Origin of the sequence: Mycobacterium branderi, assembly GCF_010728725.1 — a bacterium.
Taxonomy (GTDB): Bacteria; Actinomycetota; Actinomycetes; order Mycobacteriales; family Mycobacteriaceae; genus Mycobacterium; species Mycobacterium branderi.
This window is the reverse complement of the sequence record NZ_AP022606.1, coordinates 3,624,313-3,641,770: the sequence shown is the minus strand read 5'-3', so window position 1 is coordinate 3,641,770 and position 17,458 is coordinate 3,624,313. Positions and strand designations below refer to the sequence as shown.

General features: G+C 66.7%; 23 protein-coding genes. 14 read left to right on the top strand and 9 right to left on the bottom strand.

Annotated elements, in window-relative coordinates; genetic code table 11:
* Positions 1–44 precede the first annotated feature (44 nt).
* Complete coding sequence (locus G6N47_RS17735) at positions 45–1,130, top strand: S-(hydroxymethyl)mycothiol dehydrogenase (protein ID WP_083133311.1); 1,086 nt, start codon at positions 45–47, stop codon at positions 1,128–1,130.
* A complete protein-coding gene (locus G6N47_RS17730; protein ID WP_083133312.1) occupies positions 1,127–1,744 on the top strand; it encodes an MBL fold metallo-hydrolase in 618 nt (205 codons plus the stop codon). The genes G6N47_RS17735 and G6N47_RS17730 overlap by 4 nt, the downstream gene beginning before the upstream one ends.
* Before the next feature lie 8 nt (positions 1,745–1,752).
* Here the strand turns inward: G6N47_RS17730 and G6N47_RS17725 are convergent, their stop codons facing one another.
* Complete coding sequence (locus tag G6N47_RS17725; RefSeq protein WP_083133313.1) at positions 1,753–2,457, bottom strand: SHOCT domain-containing protein; 705 nt, start codon at positions 2,455–2,457, stop codon at positions 1,753–1,755.
* Between the two features lie 90 nt (positions 2,458–2,547).
* On the opposite strand from G6N47_RS17725, the gene G6N47_RS17720 reads away from it, so the two are divergent.
* From G6N47_RS17720 to G6N47_RS17710, 3 genes are read left to right on the top strand one after another with little or no spacing between them, the layout of a single operon-like run.
* Positions 2,548–3,501 carry an SDR family oxidoreductase gene (locus G6N47_RS17720; protein WP_083133314.1) on the top strand — a complete coding sequence of 318 codons (954 nt, stop codon included), beginning with the start codon at positions 2,548–2,550 and terminating at the stop codon, positions 3,499–3,501.
* Positions 3,494–4,582: a class I SAM-dependent methyltransferase gene (locus G6N47_RS17715; protein ID WP_083133315.1), complete on the top strand. Its 1,089-nt coding sequence runs from the start codon at positions 3,494–3,496 to the stop codon at positions 4,580–4,582. The genes G6N47_RS17720 and G6N47_RS17715 overlap by 8 nt, the downstream gene beginning before the upstream one ends.
* A 39-nt stretch (positions 4,583–4,621) precedes the next feature.
* Entirely contained in the window at positions 4,622–4,885 is a 264-nt protein-coding gene (locus tag G6N47_RS17710) for a hypothetical protein (RefSeq protein WP_179966393.1), read from the top strand.
* Here the strand turns inward: G6N47_RS17710 and G6N47_RS17705 are convergent.
* Together G6N47_RS17705 and G6N47_RS17700 are read right to left on the bottom strand one after the other, a co-directional pair.
* Positions 4,882–6,624: an Hsp70 family protein gene (locus G6N47_RS17705; protein WP_083133372.1), complete on the bottom strand. Its 1,743-nt coding sequence runs from the start codon at positions 6,622–6,624 to the stop codon at positions 4,882–4,884. The two genes, G6N47_RS17710 and G6N47_RS17705, sit on opposite strands and share 4 nt — an antisense overlap.
* 51 nt (positions 6,625–6,675) lie before the next feature.
* The gene (locus G6N47_RS17700) at positions 6,676–7,749 is read right to left on the bottom strand and encodes an NAD(P)H-dependent amine dehydrogenase family protein (RefSeq protein ID WP_083133316.1); all 1,074 of its coding nucleotides are present in this window, start codon (positions 7,747–7,749) and stop codon (positions 6,676–6,678) included.
* Positions 7,750–8,042: 293 nt separating this feature from the next.
* On the opposite strand from G6N47_RS17700, the gene G6N47_RS17695 reads away from it, so the two are divergent.
* The 3 genes from G6N47_RS17695 to G6N47_RS17685 are packed head-to-tail and all read left to right on the top strand — an operon-like array spanning position 8,043 to position 9,079.
* Positions 8,043–8,366 (top strand): MmpS family transport accessory protein, encoded by a 324-nt coding sequence (locus tag G6N47_RS17695; RefSeq protein WP_083133373.1) that lies wholly within the window; start codon positions 8,043–8,045, stop codon positions 8,364–8,366.
* 30 nt (positions 8,367–8,396) lie between these two features.
* Positions 8,397–8,618: a hypothetical protein gene (locus G6N47_RS17690; protein WP_083133317.1), complete on the top strand. Its 222-nt coding sequence runs from the start codon at positions 8,397–8,399 to the stop codon at positions 8,616–8,618.
* 38 nt (positions 8,619–8,656) lie between these two features.
* Positions 8,657–9,079: a hypothetical protein gene (locus G6N47_RS17685; protein WP_179966392.1), complete on the top strand. Its 423-nt coding sequence runs from the start codon at positions 8,657–8,659 to the stop codon at positions 9,077–9,079.
* Here the strand turns inward: G6N47_RS17685 and G6N47_RS17680 are convergent.
* On the bottom strand, positions 9,052–9,393 hold the full coding sequence (locus G6N47_RS17680; RefSeq protein ID WP_083133318.1) for a hypothetical protein: 342 nt from the start codon (positions 9,391–9,393) through the stop codon (positions 9,052–9,054). The two genes, G6N47_RS17685 and G6N47_RS17680, sit on opposite strands and share 28 nt — an antisense overlap.
* A gap of 48 nt (positions 9,394–9,441) precedes the next feature.
* Positions 9,442–10,146 (bottom strand): hypothetical protein, encoded by a 705-nt coding sequence (locus G6N47_RS17675; protein WP_083133375.1) that lies wholly within the window; start codon positions 10,144–10,146, stop codon positions 9,442–9,444.
* Positions 10,147–10,347: 201 nt separating this feature from the next.
* On the opposite strand from G6N47_RS17675, the gene G6N47_RS17670 reads away from it, so the two are divergent.
* From G6N47_RS17670 to G6N47_RS17650, 6 genes are all read left to right on the top strand, one after another.
* Entirely contained in the window at positions 10,348–10,956 is a 609-nt protein-coding gene (locus G6N47_RS17670; RefSeq protein ID WP_083133319.1) for a TetR/AcrR family transcriptional regulator, read from the top strand.
* A gap of 127 nt (positions 10,957–11,083) precedes the next feature.
* On the top strand, positions 11,084–12,604 hold the full coding sequence (locus G6N47_RS17665; protein WP_083133320.1) for a nitric oxide reductase activation protein NorD: 1,521 nt from the start codon (positions 11,084–11,086) through the stop codon (positions 12,602–12,604).
* Complete coding sequence (locus G6N47_RS17660; protein WP_083133321.1) at positions 12,601–13,383, top strand: CbbQ/NirQ/NorQ/GpvN family protein; 783 nt, start codon at positions 12,601–12,603, stop codon at positions 13,381–13,383. The genes G6N47_RS17665 and G6N47_RS17660 overlap by 4 nt, the downstream gene beginning before the upstream one ends.
* Positions 13,384–13,400: 17 nt before the next feature.
* Positions 13,401–13,529: a hypothetical protein gene (locus G6N47_RS30075; RefSeq protein WP_264007110.1), complete on the top strand. Its 129-nt coding sequence runs from the start codon at positions 13,401–13,403 to the stop codon at positions 13,527–13,529.
* Complete coding sequence (locus G6N47_RS17655; protein ID WP_083133322.1) at positions 13,526–14,224, top strand: hypothetical protein; 699 nt, start codon at positions 13,526–13,528, stop codon at positions 14,222–14,224. The genes G6N47_RS30075 and G6N47_RS17655 overlap by 4 nt, the downstream gene beginning before the upstream one ends.
* 67 nt (positions 14,225–14,291) lie before the next feature.
* Positions 14,292–14,636, top strand: a complete 345-nt coding sequence (locus tag G6N47_RS17650; RefSeq protein ID WP_083133376.1) for a hypothetical protein — start codon at positions 14,292–14,294, stop codon at positions 14,634–14,636.
* Here the strand turns inward: G6N47_RS17650 and G6N47_RS17645 are convergent.
* Genes G6N47_RS17645 through G6N47_RS17630 form a run of 4 tightly spaced genes read right to left on the bottom strand, consistent with a single transcriptional unit; the run spans position 14,633 to position 17,455 of the window.
* Complete coding sequence (locus G6N47_RS17645; protein ID WP_083133323.1) at positions 14,633–15,517, bottom strand: formate/nitrite transporter family protein; 885 nt, start codon at positions 15,515–15,517, stop codon at positions 14,633–14,635. The genes G6N47_RS17650 and G6N47_RS17645 overlap by 4 nt on opposite strands.
* Positions 15,517–15,783, bottom strand: a complete 267-nt coding sequence (locus tag G6N47_RS17640) for a hypothetical protein (protein WP_083133324.1) — start codon at positions 15,781–15,783, stop codon at positions 15,517–15,519. The genes G6N47_RS17645 and G6N47_RS17640 overlap by 1 nt, the downstream gene beginning before the upstream one ends.
* Positions 15,774–16,391: an RNA polymerase sigma factor gene (locus G6N47_RS17635; protein ID WP_083133325.1), complete on the bottom strand. Its 618-nt coding sequence runs from the start codon at positions 16,389–16,391 to the stop codon at positions 15,774–15,776. Before G6N47_RS17635 ends, G6N47_RS17640 begins: the two co-directional genes overlap by 10 nt.
* Positions 16,388–17,455 (bottom strand): acyl-CoA dehydrogenase family protein, encoded by a 1,068-nt coding sequence (locus G6N47_RS17630; RefSeq protein ID WP_083133377.1) that lies wholly within the window; start codon positions 17,453–17,455, stop codon positions 16,388–16,390. Before G6N47_RS17630 ends, G6N47_RS17635 begins: the two co-directional genes overlap by 4 nt.
* Between the last annotated feature and the right edge of the window lie 3 nt (positions 17,456–17,458).

Sequence of the window (17,458 nt, the reverse complement as noted above, 5' to 3'; positions counted from 1 at the left end):
GGCCGCGCGGTCGGCGCAGAATCAACGCGGATAGGTTGGACCCCATGAGTCAGACAGTGCGCGGCGTGGTTTCGCGAAAGAAGGGCGATCCGGTCGAGGTCGTCGACATCGTCATCCCCGATCCTGGCCCCGGCGAGGTGGTTGTCGACGTCATTGCGTGCGGGGTCTGCCACACCGACCTGACCTACCGCCAAGGTGGCATCACCGACGACTACCCGTTTCTGCTCGGCCACGAAGCCGCCGGCACAGTCGAATCCGTCGGGCCGGACGTGACCGCGGTGGCACCCGGCGACTTCGTGATCCTCAACTGGCGCGCGGTCTGCGGTCAATGCCGCGCCTGCAAACGCGGCTGGCCGCACCTGTGCTTCGACACCTTCAACGCCGAACAAAAGATGACGCTCGCCGACGGCACCGAGCTGACGCCGGCGCTGGGCATCGGAGCGTTCGCCGACAAGACGCTGGTGCACCAGGGACAGTGCACCAAGGTCGATCCGGCCGCCGACCCGGCGGTGGCCGGCCTGTTGGGCTGTGGGGTGATGGCCGGGATCGGCGCCGCGATCAACACCGGCGGCGTCACCCGCGACGACACGGTCGCGGTAATCGGTTGCGGCGGTGTGGGTGACGCCGCGATCGCCGGGGCGGCGCTAGTGGGCGCGCGGCGCATCATCGCCGTCGACACCGACGACACCAAACTGGACTGGGCTCGGGGCTTCGGCGCCACCCACACCGTCAACGCCCGCAGCGAAGACGTCGCCAAGGCGATCCAGGATCTGACCGACGGGTTCGGCGCCAACGTGGTGATCGACGCTGTCGGCCGGCCCGAAACGTGGAAGCAGGCATTTTATGCCCGCGACCTCGCGGGAACCGTTGTGCTGGTGGGTGTTCCAACACCAGACATGCGGCTCGAGATGCCGCTGCTGGACTTCTTTTCGCACGGCGGGGCGCTGAAGTCGTCGTGGTACGGCGACTGCCTGCCCGAGCGTGACTTCCCCACCCTGATCGACCTTTATCTGCAAGGCCGGTTGCCGCTGGAGAAGTTCGTGTCCGAACGCATCGGGCTCGGCGACATCGAGGAGGCGTTCGAGAAGATGCACGACGGCAAAGTGCTGCGCTCGGTGGTGATGCTGTGATCGAGCGGGTGGTCACCCACGGCACGTTCGAACTCGACGGCGGCAGTTGGGAAGTCGACAACAACATCTGGATCGTCGGCGACGACTCCGATGTCGTGGTGTTCGACGCCGCCCACACCGCCGCCCCGATCGTAGAGGCCGTCCGCGGGCGCAACGTGGTGGCGGTGGTGTGTACGCACGGCCACAACGACCACGTGACCGTCGCTCCCCAGCTCGGCAAAACCCTCGACGCGCCGGTGCTGCTGCATCCCGGCGACGACGTGCTGTGGCGAATAACCCATCCGGACAAGGATTTTCGCAGCGTCGCCGACGGCGACACCTTAAGCGTCGGGGGCACGGAGCTGCGCGCCCTGCACACCCCCGGTCACTCCCCCGGGTCGGTGTGCTGGTACGCCCCCGACCTGCGCGCGGTCTTCAGCGGCGACACGTTGTTCCAGGGCGGGCCGGGCGCGACCGGCCGCTCGTTCTCCGACTTCCCGACAATCCTGCAGTCGATCTCGGGCCGGCTCGGCACGTTGCCGGGCGACACCGTCGTCTACACCGGCCACGGCGACACAACCACCGTGGGCGACGAGATCGTGCACTACGACGAGTGGGTGGCCCGGGGGCACTGACCCTGTGTCTAGCGCCCGTCGAGGATGCGGCGTTTCTCGGCCTGAAACTCCGCTTCGGTCAGCGCTCCCGAATCTCGCAGCGCTGCCAGTGTTTTGAGCTGCTCGACGCGGACACCCTCGTCGCTGGGCGGGTAGGGCGTTGCCGGAGGCCCCTGGGGCATCGCCGCCACCGGTTTGCGCGCGGTGCGGGTCAGCCACCGCCCCGACATCACCGAACCGATCAGGCCCACAACAAACATGCCACCGAACCACCACACGAGATGGCCGTAAGACCTGTTGTGCCCGAACGCCAATCGCGGCCGGACGAATCCGTTGACTTGGCCCTCGGTTGTGATGTCGTATGTGCCCTCGGCGGCAATATGTGCCACCCACACCCGCACATGCGCGTCATTGTTGACTGTCCTTGTACCGCCGATGCTTTCGGTCACCACCGGTTGTGCCACACCGTCGGGTGGCGTGATTCTTACCCCGAGCGGCGGCACCGGCAGGCCGCCACCGCTGGGACTGCTGATCACGACGGTGTGCAGGCTGATATTGACATCACCGGCGGGCAACTGCAGGCTGCCCTCCCCGGGGATCGGTACCTCGCCGTAGGCGTTGTACTGGTCCAGAAACAACGTGCTCACCAAGACGACGACGAAGCCGCCTACCGCAACCACCATGCCGAGGATGGCGACCGTCAGCGAAAACTTCGCCAATCGTCTGCCGCGCATCGAAGCAGTGTCTCACTGCGGACCGGGGGTTGAGAGCGAAACAGTTGCTACACCATCCGGCATCGATCCTGCCTCGGTACGCTGACTGACGTGGCCACCGATCTCGTCGCCAAAGTCCCGGACCTGTCCGGAAAACTCGCCGTCGTCACCGGATCCAACAGCGGCCTGGGCTTCGGGCTTGCGCGCCGGCTCTCGGCGGCCGGCGCCGACGTCGTCATGGCGATCCGCAACCGCGCCAAGGGCGAGGCCGCCATCGACCAGATCCGTGCCACGGTGCCCGACGCCAGTTTGACCATCAAGCCCCTCGACCTGTCGTCGCTGGCCAGCGTCGCCGCGTTGGGTGAGCAGCTGAACTCCGAAGGCCGCCCGATCGACATCCTGATCAACAACGCCGGCGTGATGACACCGCCGCACCGCGACACCACCGCGGACGGATTCGAATTACAGTTCGGCAGCAACCATCTCGGCCATTTTGCGCTCACCGCGCACCTGCTGCCGCTGCTGCGCGCCGCCGGCAGTGCACGCGTCGTCTCGCTATCCAGCATCGCCGCCCGCCGAAGCGGCAAAATCCATTTCGACGACCTGCAATTCGAGAAGTCCTATGCGCCGATGCAGGCCTACGGCCAATCGAAGCTGGCGGTGCTGATGTTCGCGCTCGAGTTGGACCGCCGCAGCCGCAACGCCGGTTGGGGCATCGTGTCCAACGCCGCACACCCCGGGCTCACCAAGACCAACCTTCAGACCAGCGGCCCGTCGCACGGCCGGGCGACACCGTCGATCATGGAACGGCTCTACAAGATCTCCTGGCGGCTGACTCCGTTTTTGTGGCAGGAGATCGACGAGGGCATTCTGCCCGCGCTGTACGCCGCGACCAGTCCGCAAGCCGAGGGCGGCGCGTTCTACGGGCCGCATGGGATCTACGAGGCCGCCGGCGGCGGCGTGACGAGAGCCAAGGTGCCCGCCCGCGCCCGCAACGACGCCGACTGCCGGCAACTGTGGGAGGTCTCCGAGCAGCTCACCGGAGTCAGCTACCCCGATGCGTGAATCGAGCATCGTCGTCCGGCCAGAGCCGGAGGAAAGTGCGACCTATACCCCGTCGTCGCGGCTGCAGGCCGCCGGGCTGGCGCCGGCCGTCGCGCTGTTCGAGCGGGCCGCTGCTGAGGTACCGCTGCCCAAGCCGCCGCAACCGATTGTCATCGCGGACTACGGCGCGGCCACCGGCCACAACTCGCTGCTGCCGGTGTGCGCCGCGATCGCAGCGATCCGTCGTCGCACCCGCCCCGAGCACGCCATCCTGGTCACCCACACCGACCTACCCGGCAACGATTTCACCGCGCTGTTTCGCACGCTGTCCGAGGACCCGGACAGCTACGTGCACAAGGACCCGGCGAGCTTCTCGTCGGCGATCGGCCGGTCCTACTACGCGCAGATTTTGCCGTCCGGCAGCGTCAACCTGGGCTGGACGTCCTGGGCGACGATGTGGCTGAGTCGGACACCGACCGAGCTGCCGGACCACGTACAGGTCGCCTACAGCAGCGACGAGGCTGCCCGCGCGGCGTATGCCCACCAGGCCGCCCAGGACTGGCAGGCGTTCCTGGCGTTCCGGGGCCGTGAGCTGTGCCTCGGCGGGCGGCTTGTGGTGCTGACGATGGCCGTCGGCGACGACGGCGAATTCGGCTACCGGCCGTTGCTGGACGCGATCGTGGCCGCGTTGCAGGCTCACCATCGCGGTGGCCTGCTCAGCGCTGATGAGTTGCGGCGCATGACGATTCCGACCTTCGCCCGCGCCGAGAAGGACTTTCGCGCCCCGTTCGCACCCAAAGGCCGCTTCGAGGGCCTGTCCATCGAACACCTGGAGGTGTTCAATGCCGAGGACCGGTTCTGGGCTCGCTACCAGGTCGACCATGACGCCGCCGCGTTCGGCGCGCAGTGGGCGGCGTTCGCCCGGGCGGCGGTGTTCCCGACGCTGGCCGCCTCGCTCGACGGCGGTCCCGCCGATCCGCGTGCCGCGGAGTTTGTCGATCACCTCGAGATCGCCGTCGCCGGGCGGCTGTCGAGCGCACCGGCTCCGATGCAAATTCCGCTCGCCTCGGTGGTGCTGGTCAAACACGGAAGATCGCACTGACCGTTTGGAAGCCGCGGAGCGGCGGGTAGTCGTCTGGTTATGAGCCCGCAGGACGAGGAAGAACCTCAGCAGCAGACCGAGGCGCCCGAGGTCACCGAGGAACACAAGGAACAGGCCGCCGAGATGGCGAAGTCCTACGACGATCAGCGCCCGACGGCGGTGATGCCCGGGACTGACCGCACGATCACCGGGACCGCGGTCAACGAGTGGCTCGATGACGAGGGCAACCCGAAATTCGGCGACCCCGAAGAGAAGCCGCACGCCGACGACAACCCGCCGGACACACAGGAACCACCGGATTAGCCGCCCGGCAGTGCCGGCTGGGGCGCAAACTGCGGGATACCCGGAATCCGCGGGATCCGCGGGATTGTCGGCACCACCGGAGCCTGGGTGGTGGTAGGCGCCTGGGTCGTGGTGGGTGCCGTGGTGGTCGGCGCTTGCGTGGTCGTCGGCGCGGTTGTGGTCGTGGTGGTCGGCGCCTCCGTCGTGGTCGACGGCGTGGTCGCCGACTCAGTCGACGACGGCGACTCGCTGCTCGGCGACTGGGTGTCTGTCGTCGCCGACGACGGGGCCTGGCTTTCGGTGCCGGGCGCGGAGGTCCCCGGTGCCGGTGTGGTGCTCACGCCGGGGGGCGGAGCGATCGGTCCGCCGCCGGAGGTATGGCGCATGGCGATCATCACGGCGGCGATGATCGCCAACACCACCAGCGCGGTGCCGACGACGACCACCGCGGGCCGGCGATACCAGGGCATGCCAACCGTGCGGGTGTCGACGGGCTGCTTGTCGCGGTCGGAGGTCCGTTGCGGGCGAGCGGACGTCGTCTCGGCGGTGGCTGCCGGGTATTCGCCGTCGAGCAGGGGCATGATGCCGGACTCGTCGTCGGCCTCCGACCAGGCCAGCGCCGGTTCGGGGCTGGGCTCCGGCGCAATTTCGGCCATCGTGGGAGCTTCGACGACCGGTCCGGCCTGAGTGGCCGCGGGCGCGAGCGCGGTCGCGCTGTTGTCGGCTGGGCCGCGCGCGGCCTGCAATGCCGCGCCGATCGCAGCTGTCATGTGTGGCCGCGGTGTGGTGATGACCGGCAGCCGCAGATGCTCGGAGAGCGTCGTGGTGACCGCCGGGATGCTGGCCCCGCCGCCAACCGAGGCGACCGCGGTGAGATCGCGAATCCCATTGCGCTGCAATGTTTCCTGAATGACTGCGAGAAATCCGGCCAACGGCTGGCGGATCGCCTCGTCGAGTTCGGCTCGGGTGAGTCGGACGTCGCCGCGGTACCCGGGCAGCTCGGCGCTCAGCGTGGTCGCCGTGGTCGACGAGAGTTCCTCTTTGGCGCGTCGGCACGCGCCGCGCAATCGGGTGTACGAGCCGATCGCCGAGGTGGCCGAGGTGTCGACCGAACCGGCCGCGGACAGATCCGCCATCACATGGGCCAGCAGCGCCTGGTCGATCCGGTCACCGGAGAAGTCGGTGTGGCGCACCGTGGGTGCGACGGGTTGGTAGCCGGCGGCGTCGACCAGGGTGAGGCTGGTGCCGGTGCCCCCGAAGTCGCACAGCGCGATGATCCCGCGGGTCGGCAGCCCGGGGTTGGCTTGCAGGGCGGTCAACGCGGCCGTGGAATCCGGCAGCAGCGCCACACCGTCCGTCGACCATTCGGGTACCCGGCGCAGCGCGGCGTCCAGTGCGCCCACCGCCGGGTGTCCCCAGTGCGCCGGATGCGTGATGGCGACCGCCGCCGGCAGCGCCCGCCCGTCGGTCGCGGCGTAGGCCAGCGCCCGCAACCCATCGGCCAGCAGCGTCTCGCTGCGGTGCGTCGAGCCGTCGGATGCGGCGATGCCGACCGGGTCGCCCACCCGGTCGACGAAGTCGCTGATCACCACCCCGGGCTCGGTCAGCTTCGGGTTCTCCGACGGCACACCGACTTCGGGCGGACGGTGCCGGTACAAGGTCAGCACGGGTTTGCGGGTCACCGCCCGCTCGGCGGTGACGGCGGCAAGGTTGGTGGCTCCCACCGACAGCCCTATCGCCGGCCGTTCTGCGTCTGCCATCTCGTCCTCCCACGGCGTACGCGTCTGCACGCCGGGCACTAATGTAACGGTCTAGCGGATGGTGCCCGCCCCGGCGATCAACGGAAGGTCGAGCGCAGTCACCCAGCCCGGGGACAGCTCGTTGACGGCGGGTACCGCATTGAGTGCCCGCATCCCCGTGGCCAGGCATCCGGCGGCGGCTGCGTCGCGCCCGGAACCGTCGGTGAACCGAAATGCCGTCTCCTGGAAGATACTTGGCGTTCCCTCGATGTCGACGCGGTAGACGTCGTCCTTGGTGCCCGACGGCCAGTCCGGCGCGGCGTCGTGGCCGATCCGGTTGACGTGTTCGAGTTGGATGCGCGTCTTGCCTTGGTAGACGCCGTTGATCGTGAACCGCACCGCAGCAACCTGTCCGGGTTGGATGACGCCCTTGGCGGTCTTGCGTTCGGTGGGCGTCACCCATTTGTCCCAGGTGGTGGTGATCTCGTCGAGCATGATGCCGGCGGCGTGCGCGATCATCGGGACGGTGGCACCCCAGGCGAAGATCAGCACCTCGCGGTTTTCCAGCACGGGCCGGAACTCCGGCTCCCGGCCGATGCCCATTTCGTTTTCGTAGTCGCCGGTGTAGTTGGTGTAGTCGAGCAGCTCGGAGGCCCGTACAGTGCGCACTTCCGAGCAGACGCCCATCAGAGTCATCGGGAACAGGTCGTTGGCAAAACCGGGGTCGATGCCGGTGGTGAAGCACGACGACTCCCCCAGCTCGCACGCCTCGGTGATCGGCTGGATCCAGTTGGGCGGGTTGAGGTGCATGGTCGGCCACACCCAAGGCGTCATCGCGGTGGAGCAGACGTCGATGCCGGCGCGCAGGAACCGCGTCATCAGCGCGATGTTGGCCTCGGCGTGCGCGGCGGTCGGCCCGTAGTGGACTAGCGCGTCGGGTTTGAGCGCGATCAGTGCGTCGACGTCGTCGGTGGCGGTGATGCCGACGGGCTCGGCCAGCCCGGAGATGTCGCCGACATCGCGGCCCACCTTCTCAGGGTTACTGACGCCGACACCGACCAACTCGAACAGCGGATGCTTGACGATCTCGGCGATCACCATCTTGCCGACGAAGCCGGTACCCCAGACCACGACGCGTTTGGACATCACGCCACCCTACGCGCGTCGCCAAGCCGGTGGCAAAGGCGCTCTGCTACAAGGTTTTTAGAGCCGACCCGCGAAATTTCACATGCGTCCAATAGCACACGTCGATCACGAGCTCATAACGAAAAGCTCGCGTTTCTATCACGATCGTTCGTTCCCCGCCCGCCGCCTGTCGCCGTCAATACGCTCCGGGTATCTGCGGTCTTTCCCGGTGTTTCGTCGCGAAAGGGGCCCTGACGATGCTCAGCACTTATTGCGTAGCCCTGCACCGCAGCCGGGTCTTCGTGGCTGCCCTCATGACGCTGGCAGCCACCGCCGGAATCTGCGGCGTCGGCGCAGCCAGGGCAACCCCGCAGCTGCCCACGGTGCCAAAGGTCCGCTACCAGATCAGCGGTCCCCCTGTGGCCGAATACATCTCGTACCAGACCGACACCGGTCAGCGCCAAGAGGCCAACGTGAAGCTGCCATGGTCGACGCAGTTCACCGCGTTCGGCACCGAAGTGTTCGTGATCAGCGCGCAAGGACCCGGCGCAATCACCTGCACGATTTCGCTCGACGGCAAGGTCGTCAGTAGCGCCACAGCGCACGGGCAGCCCGCGAGAACCGTCTGCTCGCAGTAGTAGGCCGATCGAGCGGGCAATACTCCAGATATGGCTTTCACAGTGTGGCTCGGTGGCGACCAGGGCGCTGCCGACTGCGGCGACGGCGACAGGTACGAGTTCCTGACCGGTGGGGTGCTCGGTGTGCACTACGCGGAGCCCGGCCAATGGTCGGACTACTACCCGCCCGGCACCTGGACGCGCGTCGCGGCCGAGCCCAACCATCGCCCCGGGGAGCCGCAGGATCGGTCGATCGGGCCGGACTTCGAATAGGCGCCGCCGGCACCCGACGGCGATTACTATCCAGATCCGTGAAGACGTTGGCTCTCGGCGTGGTGCTCACCGCGATAGCGGTTACCGTCGCCCCGGTTTCACAGGCCGAGATGCAGATCGGCAACTACGCGATGCAGACGCCGAGAGACCCCGGCCACGCATGGATCTGGGCGATCCGCCCCTGCATGCAACCGGGATGCGTGCACATCCAGGCGATACCGCAGCCCAACGGGCAGGCGGCCCCCTACGACGGGGATGCCCATCTCGCCAACGGCCGGTACACGATGAGCGTCGACATACCCGATGGTGTGCGCTGCGTGGTCTACTTCCTTCCTTCACACGACACCTACTCGTGGGATGCGGCGACGCTGTCCGGCTCGGTGGAGTCCAGCTACGACTCGAGCTGCGGTGGCGGCCCGGGCGGGACGGAGTCCTACCCGTTCACACTCGTGCGCTGGTAGCTGCGACGCGCCGGCGGCTGGTTGCAGACCCACAGCACCGGATTGAATTCGCCGAGGTCGGCCGCAGGATAGTCGCCGTAGACGCCGGCCGGATTGCCGCGCAGGACTTGAGCGTGTTGGCGATCTGCCCTGGCGCACAGCGCATCCCGGTCGGCCCGCCGGGCGGCAATCAATTGCGCGTAGTGGTCGGCGACGCCCCTTGCGATTTTGACCGCAAGGTACACGGCGATGCCCAGCACGATGAACGGCCAGATCACCCGTAGGACCGCGACAACGAGCGCCACCGCGAACAGCCAACCGATGAGTTGCGCCATGGGGTCCTCCTCTCCTCGACTGCGAGAGTAGGACTGGGCACCGACACGTCAGTCGGAGAAGATTTCCCGGTTGACCGTATGTAGGTAAGGGATGGCCAGGAACGGCGTGATGTAGAAGATGTCGTAGAGCCACCACCCGACGACCGGCAGCACCACCCCGGCGTAGCGCACGTCGGCGTACATGGTCATGTTGAACACGTAGCCGATCCAGATCACCGCACCCATCCAGCAGGTGATGATCATCCACTGGTGGCCCCAGCGCTTCATCTGCAAAAAGCCGATCGCCGCGGCGATGCGCATCGTGAACACGGTGAGGATCAGCCCTACCTCCCAGCCCTTTTCGCCGGGTCCGGCCGCGCCGCCGATCCACAACTCGTTGTAGTGCCAGAAGTAGCCGGCGTCGAAGAAGTTGCCCCAGGCGGTCAGGATCACCCGGGTCAACAGCGCATGGTTGGCGATCAGGTCGATCGACCAACCCAGCGTATTGAGCCCGGCATCGAGGATGATCAGGTAGCCGAGCACCGTCACCATCACCGGCCGGACCGACAGGCCAGACTGCTGAGCCCGACGCTGCAGCCACACCCCGCGCAGGAACAGCGGTAAACCGACGAAGCCGATGATCATCGTGCCCATCAGCAGCGTGCCGGCAATCAGCCATCGGTCGGCTTGCCGCTGCGCTAGCCGGGCCTCTTCCACCTGCTCGTCGTAGCCGAGTCCATCGCCCGGCGCGCCGGCTTCGCTGCGATGTCGCAGCTTCAACGCGAGCAGATTCACCGTGTCTTTGTAGCGTCGCGACACCTTCCATGTCAATGACTTCACTCAGTAAAGAGAGCACGCCGGACCGAGACAGTGCAGGCAATATTGTTGTAATTCAATGCTATAGTACAAGCCTCAATGCAGCTGACGGATCCCCTCATTGACTCTAATCAGTCAATAGGTTAGAAAGGTCGCACCATGACTGGAGTGCAGGACAAGCCGTCCGCCCGCGAGGCGCAGCGGCTGCAGACCCGGCAGCGCATCCTGGGTGCCGCGGTCGCCGAGTTCAAGCGCTCCGGTCTCGCCGGCGCGGACGTCGGCGCCATCGTGTCGGCCGCGGGGGTCGCGCACGGCACGTTCTTCTTCCACTTCCCCACCAAAGAGCACGTGCTGCTCGAGGTGGAAGCCCGCGAAGAAGCACGGATGGCCACCGAATTGGCCCGCTTCCTCGACAAACGGCACGACCTCGCCGCGACGCTGACCGAAGTGGTGCGCCTGGTCGCGGGGCTGGAGAAGCGGCTCGGCGATCTGCTCTTCAAAGACTTTCTGGCACTGCACTTCTCATCGACCCGACCGCCCAACGAACAGTGGAGTGACCACCCGCTGATCGTGCTGGTGGTTGCCGAGATCGAACGTGCACGCGACCGGGGCGAGACCTACCCCGAGGTGGATGCGTTCAGCAGCGCGGTGTTCTTCCTGCTGGGCCTTTACGCGGTGCTGACCACGACCCATCACATGACATCGATTCGCGACGACTTGCTGCAGAAGTTCGTCGCCACCACCCTTCGCGGGCTCGAAGCGCGATAACCCATCAGAATACGGAGGTCTGGTCGTGTGGCAAGACATCGTGCGTTACATCGCCGCCTGGGGCGGCACCGGCGCGGTAATCGCGTTCTGGTACTGGGTGTTCGCCAACATCGGCACGTTTTGAGCCATGGCTGATACGGGGGCGTTGTCTCTGGAGCGCAGTTGCGCGGTGACGGCGGTGGTGCTGTCCGAACGGCGTCGCGACGACGCCCGGCTGGTCACCGGTGTGCACCGCGGTTTCGGACTGAGCCCCGGCCGGCGCGTCGTCCACGTGCCATTCCCGGTACCGTCCGATTGGACGCGACGTACCCTGACATGCGGTGTGGCGCTGCAGTGTTCACCGTCGAAGGACCGAATCGCCACCTATCGGCTGGACACGTTGTCGGCCCGCGAACGCAACGCGCTGACTCTCGTCGAAGCCGGCGTGGCCCTGGGATGGATCGCCACCACGTGGCCCGGACTGTTGCCCGAACTGCGACGGGCATTGCCTGACCTTCAAATCGCGCCACACGACCTCGACGCGCCGACGATGCTCGATCGCGCCATTGCCCTGGCGCGCTCACGACAACCGTTGGTCTGTCATCCGTTGCTGGGCGCACTGCCGCTCGCTGTTTCGAGTCGCAACGGCCTGATCTCTGCCGCCCGACGCAGATTTGGCCGGATGCCCTGGAGCAGCACCCGAAAGGACACCCCGCGCGCCTACTCGGTTCCCGTCGGCGGCGACGGCGGCGTGCGGAATCCCAACCTCCCGCCACCGAGCCGCCCCGAGGACGACGACATCGAAATCCGCCCGGACCAACGCCCCGGTATCCCCTATCCGGAGTGGAACGCCTGGCGCGAAAGCTTTCTCGCCGACCACGTCGCGGTCCTCGAACGCAAACACACCGCCCGCGGACACCAAGCACCGGCCGATGCGGCCAATCTGCGGCGATGGTTCGAGGAACACACCCACCGCGCGATGACCAACCGCCTGGAGGACGGCTGTGATCTCGACGTCGACTCCTACGTCGCCCACTACATCGACACCATCACCGGGCAGGCATCGCAACCCCGGGTGTTCCGCGACCTGTTGCCCGCCTGCCGCGACGTCACCACCGCGCTGCTGCTGGACGGCAGCTCGTCGCTGGGCGTGCACGGCGGACGGCTGTTCCAATTGGAACTCGCCTGCGCCGACGCGCTGTCGCGGGCGATGACGCTCGCCCGCGAGCGGCACGGCATCTTCGTGTTCAGCGGCAACACCCGCCATCACGTTGACGTCCGCTGCCTCAAGGACTTTGACGACACTCACTTCGTCGCACCGAGCGGCATGGGTCTCGTGACCGGCGGCTACACCCGGCTCGGCGCCCCGCTTCGCCACCTGACCAGCCGGCTGCTGGCGCAGCCATCCGAACGGCGCCTGCTGATCGTCATCGGCGACGGGCTGATGTCCGACGAAGGCTACGAGGGCCGCTACGCCTGGGCCGACACCGCCCACGCCGCCGAGGAAGCACGCCAAGCCGGGGTCGCCGTCTACTACCTCGGCGTCGGCCCCACCCGCGTCGACCCGCTACCCGAGGTGTTCGGACCCCGCCGCTCCCAACGGATCCGGCGCGTCGAGGAACTCCCCCGCGTGCTGGCGCACGTCCATCGAGAATTGGTGGCCGCATGAACTACTACGCCACCGGCAACGAAGTCGCATTGTTCGAGCGGGCATTCGAGCGGCGGCTGCCGGTAATGCTCACCGGCCCAACGGGTTGCGGCAAAACCCGGCTCGTCGAACACATGGGCGGGCTGCTGGAGCGCCCGGTCGTGACGATCAGCTGCCACGACGACCTGACCAGTTCCGATCTGGTCGGCCGGTTCCTGGTCACCGGCGGCGACGTCGCCTGGACCGACGGGCCCCTGACCAGGGCGGTCAAGGACGGCGCAATCTGTTACCTCGACGAGGTGGTCGAAGCGCGTCACGACTCGCTGGCCATCCTGCACTCGCTCACCGATCATCGTCGCTGCTTGTACCTGGACCGCGCCGGCACGGTGATCCACGCGCCCGATTCGTTCATGCTGGTCTGCTCCTACAACCCGGCCTACCGCAGCTCGCTCAAGGAACTGAAACCCTCGTTGCGGCAACGGTTTGTCACAATCGCGATGAACTACCTGCCACCCGAGCGGGAAGCCGAGGTACTGGTCACCGAATCGGGCATCGATATGGCGGTCGCCCGCCGGCTGGTCGGCTGCGCAACCAGCATCCGCACCGCCGACGACGTGTTCCACTTCGAGCCGCCGTCGACCAGGGTCCTGGTCACCGCGGCGCAACTGATCGCCTCCGGCGCAACCGAAATGGAAGCCGCCCAGGCGTGCATCCTGGCGCCGCTGAGCAACGACGGCGCGATCACCGACGGGCTGCGCGAGGTCGCGGCCGCCAGCCTGCTTGACGCGCAATCACTTTGAGAAGGGAGCGGCACCTGATGAACGAACAAGACCAGCGACGCAAGCGGGCCATGATCGTCTTCCAGATCTTCATCTACGGCTACCTGCTGCTGATGTTCGCCGTCCAGCTGTACATGTCGTTTGCGCGCGGCTGGTGGCACCTATGAATGTGCCTGTGCTGCGCGGAAGTTCGGAGAGCAGCTACGACCAGCATCACGAGGAGAGCCGCGCCGCCCAGCGGCACGCCGACAAGTGGCTGATCGCCGGAACCGTGCTGATGGGAACCTGGGCCCTGGGCCTGGTCGGTTTGCCCGTTTTCCTGCGCGGGGTGTGGCTGCAGCGGCAGGCCCAACGCGCCGGGCTGTCGGTTCGGCCGATGATCGTCACCCTGATCGGCTATCTGGTCCTGATCGACAGCGCCCTCAACAGCCTGGGCTGGTCGCTGGACCTCGTCGCCAACCACACGCTGATCGATCGGGTGCTGATGACCGGGTGGGGCAACATGTTCGACGCCGGCTACTTCTGGCACTACAACGAATTGTGGATCGGTGGCGCGGCCGGACCCGGTGAAAAGGCTTGGGAGGTCGGGCTCATCCTCACCGTGTTCAGCATGCGGATGGCAGCCGCGATCGGCTTTCTACAGATGAAGCGGTGGGGCCATCAGTGGTTGATCATCACCTGCTGGATGGGCGTGGTGATCTGGATCGGCTACGTGTTCAACATGACCATGTACGCCGACGTGCGCTACGCCGGAGTCGTGTTCCCGGTCGTCGGCTGGTGGCTCTACGACATCTTCTACATCACGCCGTTCCTGGCCATCCCCTACCTGCACACCGTGAACCGAGAAATCTTCTCCGACTAGAAGGAGCGTTGCCGTGACTACGTCGTCAGAAAACCTTCCGCTGGGCACCACACCGACTTTCGCGCGCATGCACAAGTGGCTCAAACGTGGCGTGTTCGTGTGCCTGGTCGCTCTGGTCATCGAAGGCGCCTTCACTCTTCCGTTCATGGCCGTCTACTACGGCTGGCCGACACTGCCACTGCGCGACATCTGCAGCGAGCTGATGAAGGTCCGCTACTCCGACGACACGCTGGAATGCAAGTACCCCTACCCGCTGTCCGGTGCGCCGTTCGGCGGCGCGCCCGAAGCCGCCGGCCAGCACACCGCGCGGGACAAATGGGGAGTGCAGCCGGTTCCGCAGTACCACCGGATCGGATTCCGTGAACTGGTCAAGATCCACGACCAGCGACTCGCCCGCCAAGGCGGCTCTTAACGTGCCGGCTGCTGCAGCCAGGCCACGAGCTGAAAGGGCACGGCAACAAAGACCGTGCCGCCGATGAGGTTGCCGAGGGTGGTGACGCACAGGTTTGTGGCGAGACCGTGACTGCCGAAACCCCAACCGATCACGGTGTGCGGCGCCGTGCCGTGGAAAGCCGATAGCAGCAACGGCAGTCCGATGAACCCGACGTTGGCGATGACGTGTTGGGTGCCGCCGATCACGAACGCGAACGGCCCGTAGAACGCGAAGCCCATGCGCGCGACGTCGCTTCGCGCCTTGAAGAACAGGCACATCGAGGTCTGCAGGAACCATGTGCACAACACGGCGAGCAGAAGTGCGGTCCCAAACGGCTGACCGGCCTTCTGCACACCGACAGCTGCGGCCCGCTCGGCGAATCCGCCCAAGTAAGGGCCGCCCGCCGCCGCACAAATGGTCGCGAACACCAGCACGCCAATGGTGTTGCCCGCCAAGCCGATCAGGATGAGTCGGCCGTAGGCAACGACGCTCATTCGCCGCTGCAGCACCGCCAGCAGCCCAGCGGACATGTCGGCGGTGATCAGCGACATGCCGGACACCAAAATCAGCGCGAACGACATACCGAATGCCAGACCCATCAATAGGCTCGCCACCCCAGGCGTTTTGACTCCCGTGCTGACCACAAGCGACAGCAGCACCCCGAATGCAACCATCGCGCCGCCGACCAGAGAACGAACCAGGAACGCCCATGGGTGAGATGCCTTGTCGACCGCCATGTCGGCGACTCGGCGCACCATGGCGCCGACACTCAAGAGCTCGAACGGATCGTCCGTCGGGCGGAGGCTGGGCGCCTGCGCAGGTGCGCGGAAGTCTTCTGGCAACGAAACGATTTGTGACATCAGCGCACCTCTCGGAACCCGGTGAGCGCGTTGAGGACTCCGCCGATGTGCTCGTCGCTGAGTTTTTCCCCGTCGAAGACGTGGTTGAGCAGAATCCGCAGATCACGCATCTGCTGCAGGTAAATCAGGCAGGGCGGGCAATCCCGAAGATGCTTGGTCACGACTGCCGCCCACCGATCCGGCTCTGCGTCGAGAAGGTCCTCGACGAGCAGGACGAAGTCGGTGCAGTCGATCGCGGGCACGAGGTGGTCTTGGTTCACGGGCATTCCAGATAGCGCCTCTCCAGTTCGTTGCGCAGGTTTCCGCGAGCGCGATACAGCAGAGCGCGCTGCGCCGGCCCGGACACTTCCAGAATCTCGGCGGCCTCGTCGGGCGTCATCCCGACGAGATCGCGGAGAATCACGAGTTGGCGTTGCCGCGCAGGCAATGCCGCCACAGCAGCGCGCACCTGACCCACCAGCTCTCGGGTCACGGTCTCGTCCTCGGGCAAGAACCGCCTCGACGGCGGGACGCTCCAGTGGCCGGCATCGGGATGCCCGGGCGGATGCATCCGCCCGCTCAGCGGATCGGCGGCTTCCTGAGCCAGCAGCTCGTGCTTGCGGATCCGTGATTCATGGCGACGGTGCCGCGACGCGGTGTTTTTCACGACGGCGAACAGCCACGTCGCCACCGAGGAGCGGCCCTCGAACGAATGCGCCGACTGCAGAATCTGCAACCACGCTTCCTGCACGGCCTCTTCGGCACCCGCGGGTGAATCCACCATAGTGCGAGCGAAGTTCACCATCTGCTTGTGAAAATCGCGCACCAGGTCGGCCAGCGGGATACCGCCCACGTGCGGGTCGGTACCGTCGAGCGGCACGGACACCGACGTCATGCGCACCGGCCGAGTTCCCATCGCAGCTGCGCCTCGGACGGGGACTGGACCGGAATGAAGGCCGCTTCCCGGTAGCGTCGGCTTGCCGAAGTCCTGCTGGCGTATCCCTTGCCGCCAGCGGTTCGGATCTCCAATGCCGCGCTGGCGCTGGCGATTTCGGCTGCGTCGAGGCGAAGCGAAAGCAGGTCCTTCTTCGTCGGCTGACTCGGAGTCCCCACCGCCGCGGCAAAACTCGCCAGCGTCGTCTCGGCCAGCGCGAGCCTGCCGGCGAGTGAGTCGACCTCGGCGGCGAACACCGAGTTGACCCCGGCCAACCCGAGCCGGCCCTGCTGCAGGGCGGTGGAGGCCAGCCCCAGGCACATCGCGGACTGCAGGACCAGGAAGGTGGGGCGAACCGTACTGATGAATTCCGCGAAGTCGGTCGACAGCACTTGCTCAGTCGCGATTCGGACGCCCTTCAGCTTGAGATACGACGACGCGGTGCAGCCCAGCGCCAACAGATCGAACTGGTCTCCCACAGTGATGCCCGGTGTGTCGAGCGGCAGTGCGGCGACGAGCTTTTCGCCGTTCTCGCCGCGCGCCGCGGTCACCAGCAAGGAGTCGGGGTAGAGGTTGCTGGCCCACCTGATCGGGCCGTACAGTTCGTATCCCCCCTCGACCGACGCCGCCCGCAGCTCAAGGGCTCCGCAGCCTGCCGCATCCTTGAAAGCGGACGCCATGGCCGTCACACCGAGGGCCTGGCCGCGCAATAACGGCTGGACTACCGTTGTGCTGTAAGCGGTTTCAGCGGTCAGCAGGTATTCCACCACCATCCGGTTCGCCCACACCGAGAACGCCGTGCTCATGCACTCCGCGGCGATCTCGCCGATGACCGCTGCCATCGCAGGCAGCCGACCATCGGTGTTGCCCGGGGCGCCCAGACCGAGCAGCCCCGCCTCGCCGAGCGCCGCGAAACTGCGCCGCGAGCTCTCCTCACCCAGATCCAGGGCCGCGGCGTGCGCAGCGATGTCGGAAAGCAACGCGTTGTCGAGGCCACCTGCCGGGGTGTCGGCCGTCACTGTCAGGGC

Coding starts and splice junctions, on each gene's coding strand:
- G6N47_RS17640 (WP_083133324.1), bottom strand. CDS start 15,783: ATGCCCGTGAACCAAGACCACCTCGTGCCCGCGATCGACTGCACCGAC.
- G6N47_RS17725 (WP_083133313.1), bottom strand. CDS start 2,457: ATGCGCGGCAGACGATTGGCGAAGTTTTCGCTGACGGTCGCCATCCTC.
- G6N47_RS17670 (WP_083133319.1), top strand. CDS start 10,348: ATGACTGGAGTGCAGGACAAGCCGTCCGCCCGCGAGGCGCAGCGGCTG.
- G6N47_RS17660 (WP_083133321.1), top strand. CDS start 12,601: ATGAACTACTACGCCACCGGCAACGAAGTCGCATTGTTCGAGCGGGCA.
- G6N47_RS17695 (WP_083133373.1), top strand. CDS start 8,043: ATGACGCTGGCAGCCACCGCCGGAATCTGCGGCGTCGGCGCAGCCAGG.
- G6N47_RS17650 (WP_083133376.1), top strand. CDS start 14,292: ATGCACAAGTGGCTCAAACGTGGCGTGTTCGTGTGCCTGGTCGCTCTG.
- G6N47_RS17735 (WP_083133311.1), top strand. CDS start 45: ATGAGTCAGACAGTGCGCGGCGTGGTTTCGCGAAAGAAGGGCGATCCG.
- G6N47_RS17680 (WP_083133318.1), bottom strand. CDS start 9,393: ATGGCGCAACTCATCGGTTGGCTGTTCGCGGTGGCGCTCGTTGTCGCG.
- G6N47_RS17715 (WP_083133315.1), top strand. CDS start 3,494: ATGCGTGAATCGAGCATCGTCGTCCGGCCAGAGCCGGAGGAAAGTGCG.
- G6N47_RS17700 (WP_083133316.1), bottom strand. CDS start 7,749: ATGTCCAAACGCGTCGTGGTCTGGGGTACCGGCTTCGTCGGCAAGATG.
- G6N47_RS17645 (WP_083133323.1), bottom strand. CDS start 15,517: ATGTCACAAATCGTTTCGTTGCCAGAAGACTTCCGCGCACCTGCGCAG.
- G6N47_RS17665 (WP_083133320.1), top strand. CDS start 11,084: ATGGCTGATACGGGGGCGTTGTCTCTGGAGCGCAGTTGCGCGGTGACG.
- G6N47_RS17655 (WP_083133322.1), top strand. CDS start 13,526: ATGAATGTGCCTGTGCTGCGCGGAAGTTCGGAGAGCAGCTACGACCAG.
- G6N47_RS30075 (WP_264007110.1), top strand. CDS start 13,401: ATGAACGAACAAGACCAGCGACGCAAGCGGGCCATGATCGTCTTCCAG.
- G6N47_RS17635 (WP_083133325.1), bottom strand. CDS start 16,391: ATGACGTCGGTGTCCGTGCCGCTCGACGGTACCGACCCGCACGTGGGC.
- G6N47_RS17690 (WP_083133317.1), top strand. CDS start 8,397: ATGGCTTTCACAGTGTGGCTCGGTGGCGACCAGGGCGCTGCCGACTGC.
- G6N47_RS17710 (WP_179966393.1), top strand. CDS start 4,622: ATGAGCCCGCAGGACGAGGAAGAACCTCAGCAGCAGACCGAGGCGCCC.
- G6N47_RS17705 (WP_083133372.1), bottom strand. CDS start 6,624: ATGGCAGACGCAGAACGGCCGGCGATAGGGCTGTCGGTGGGAGCCACC.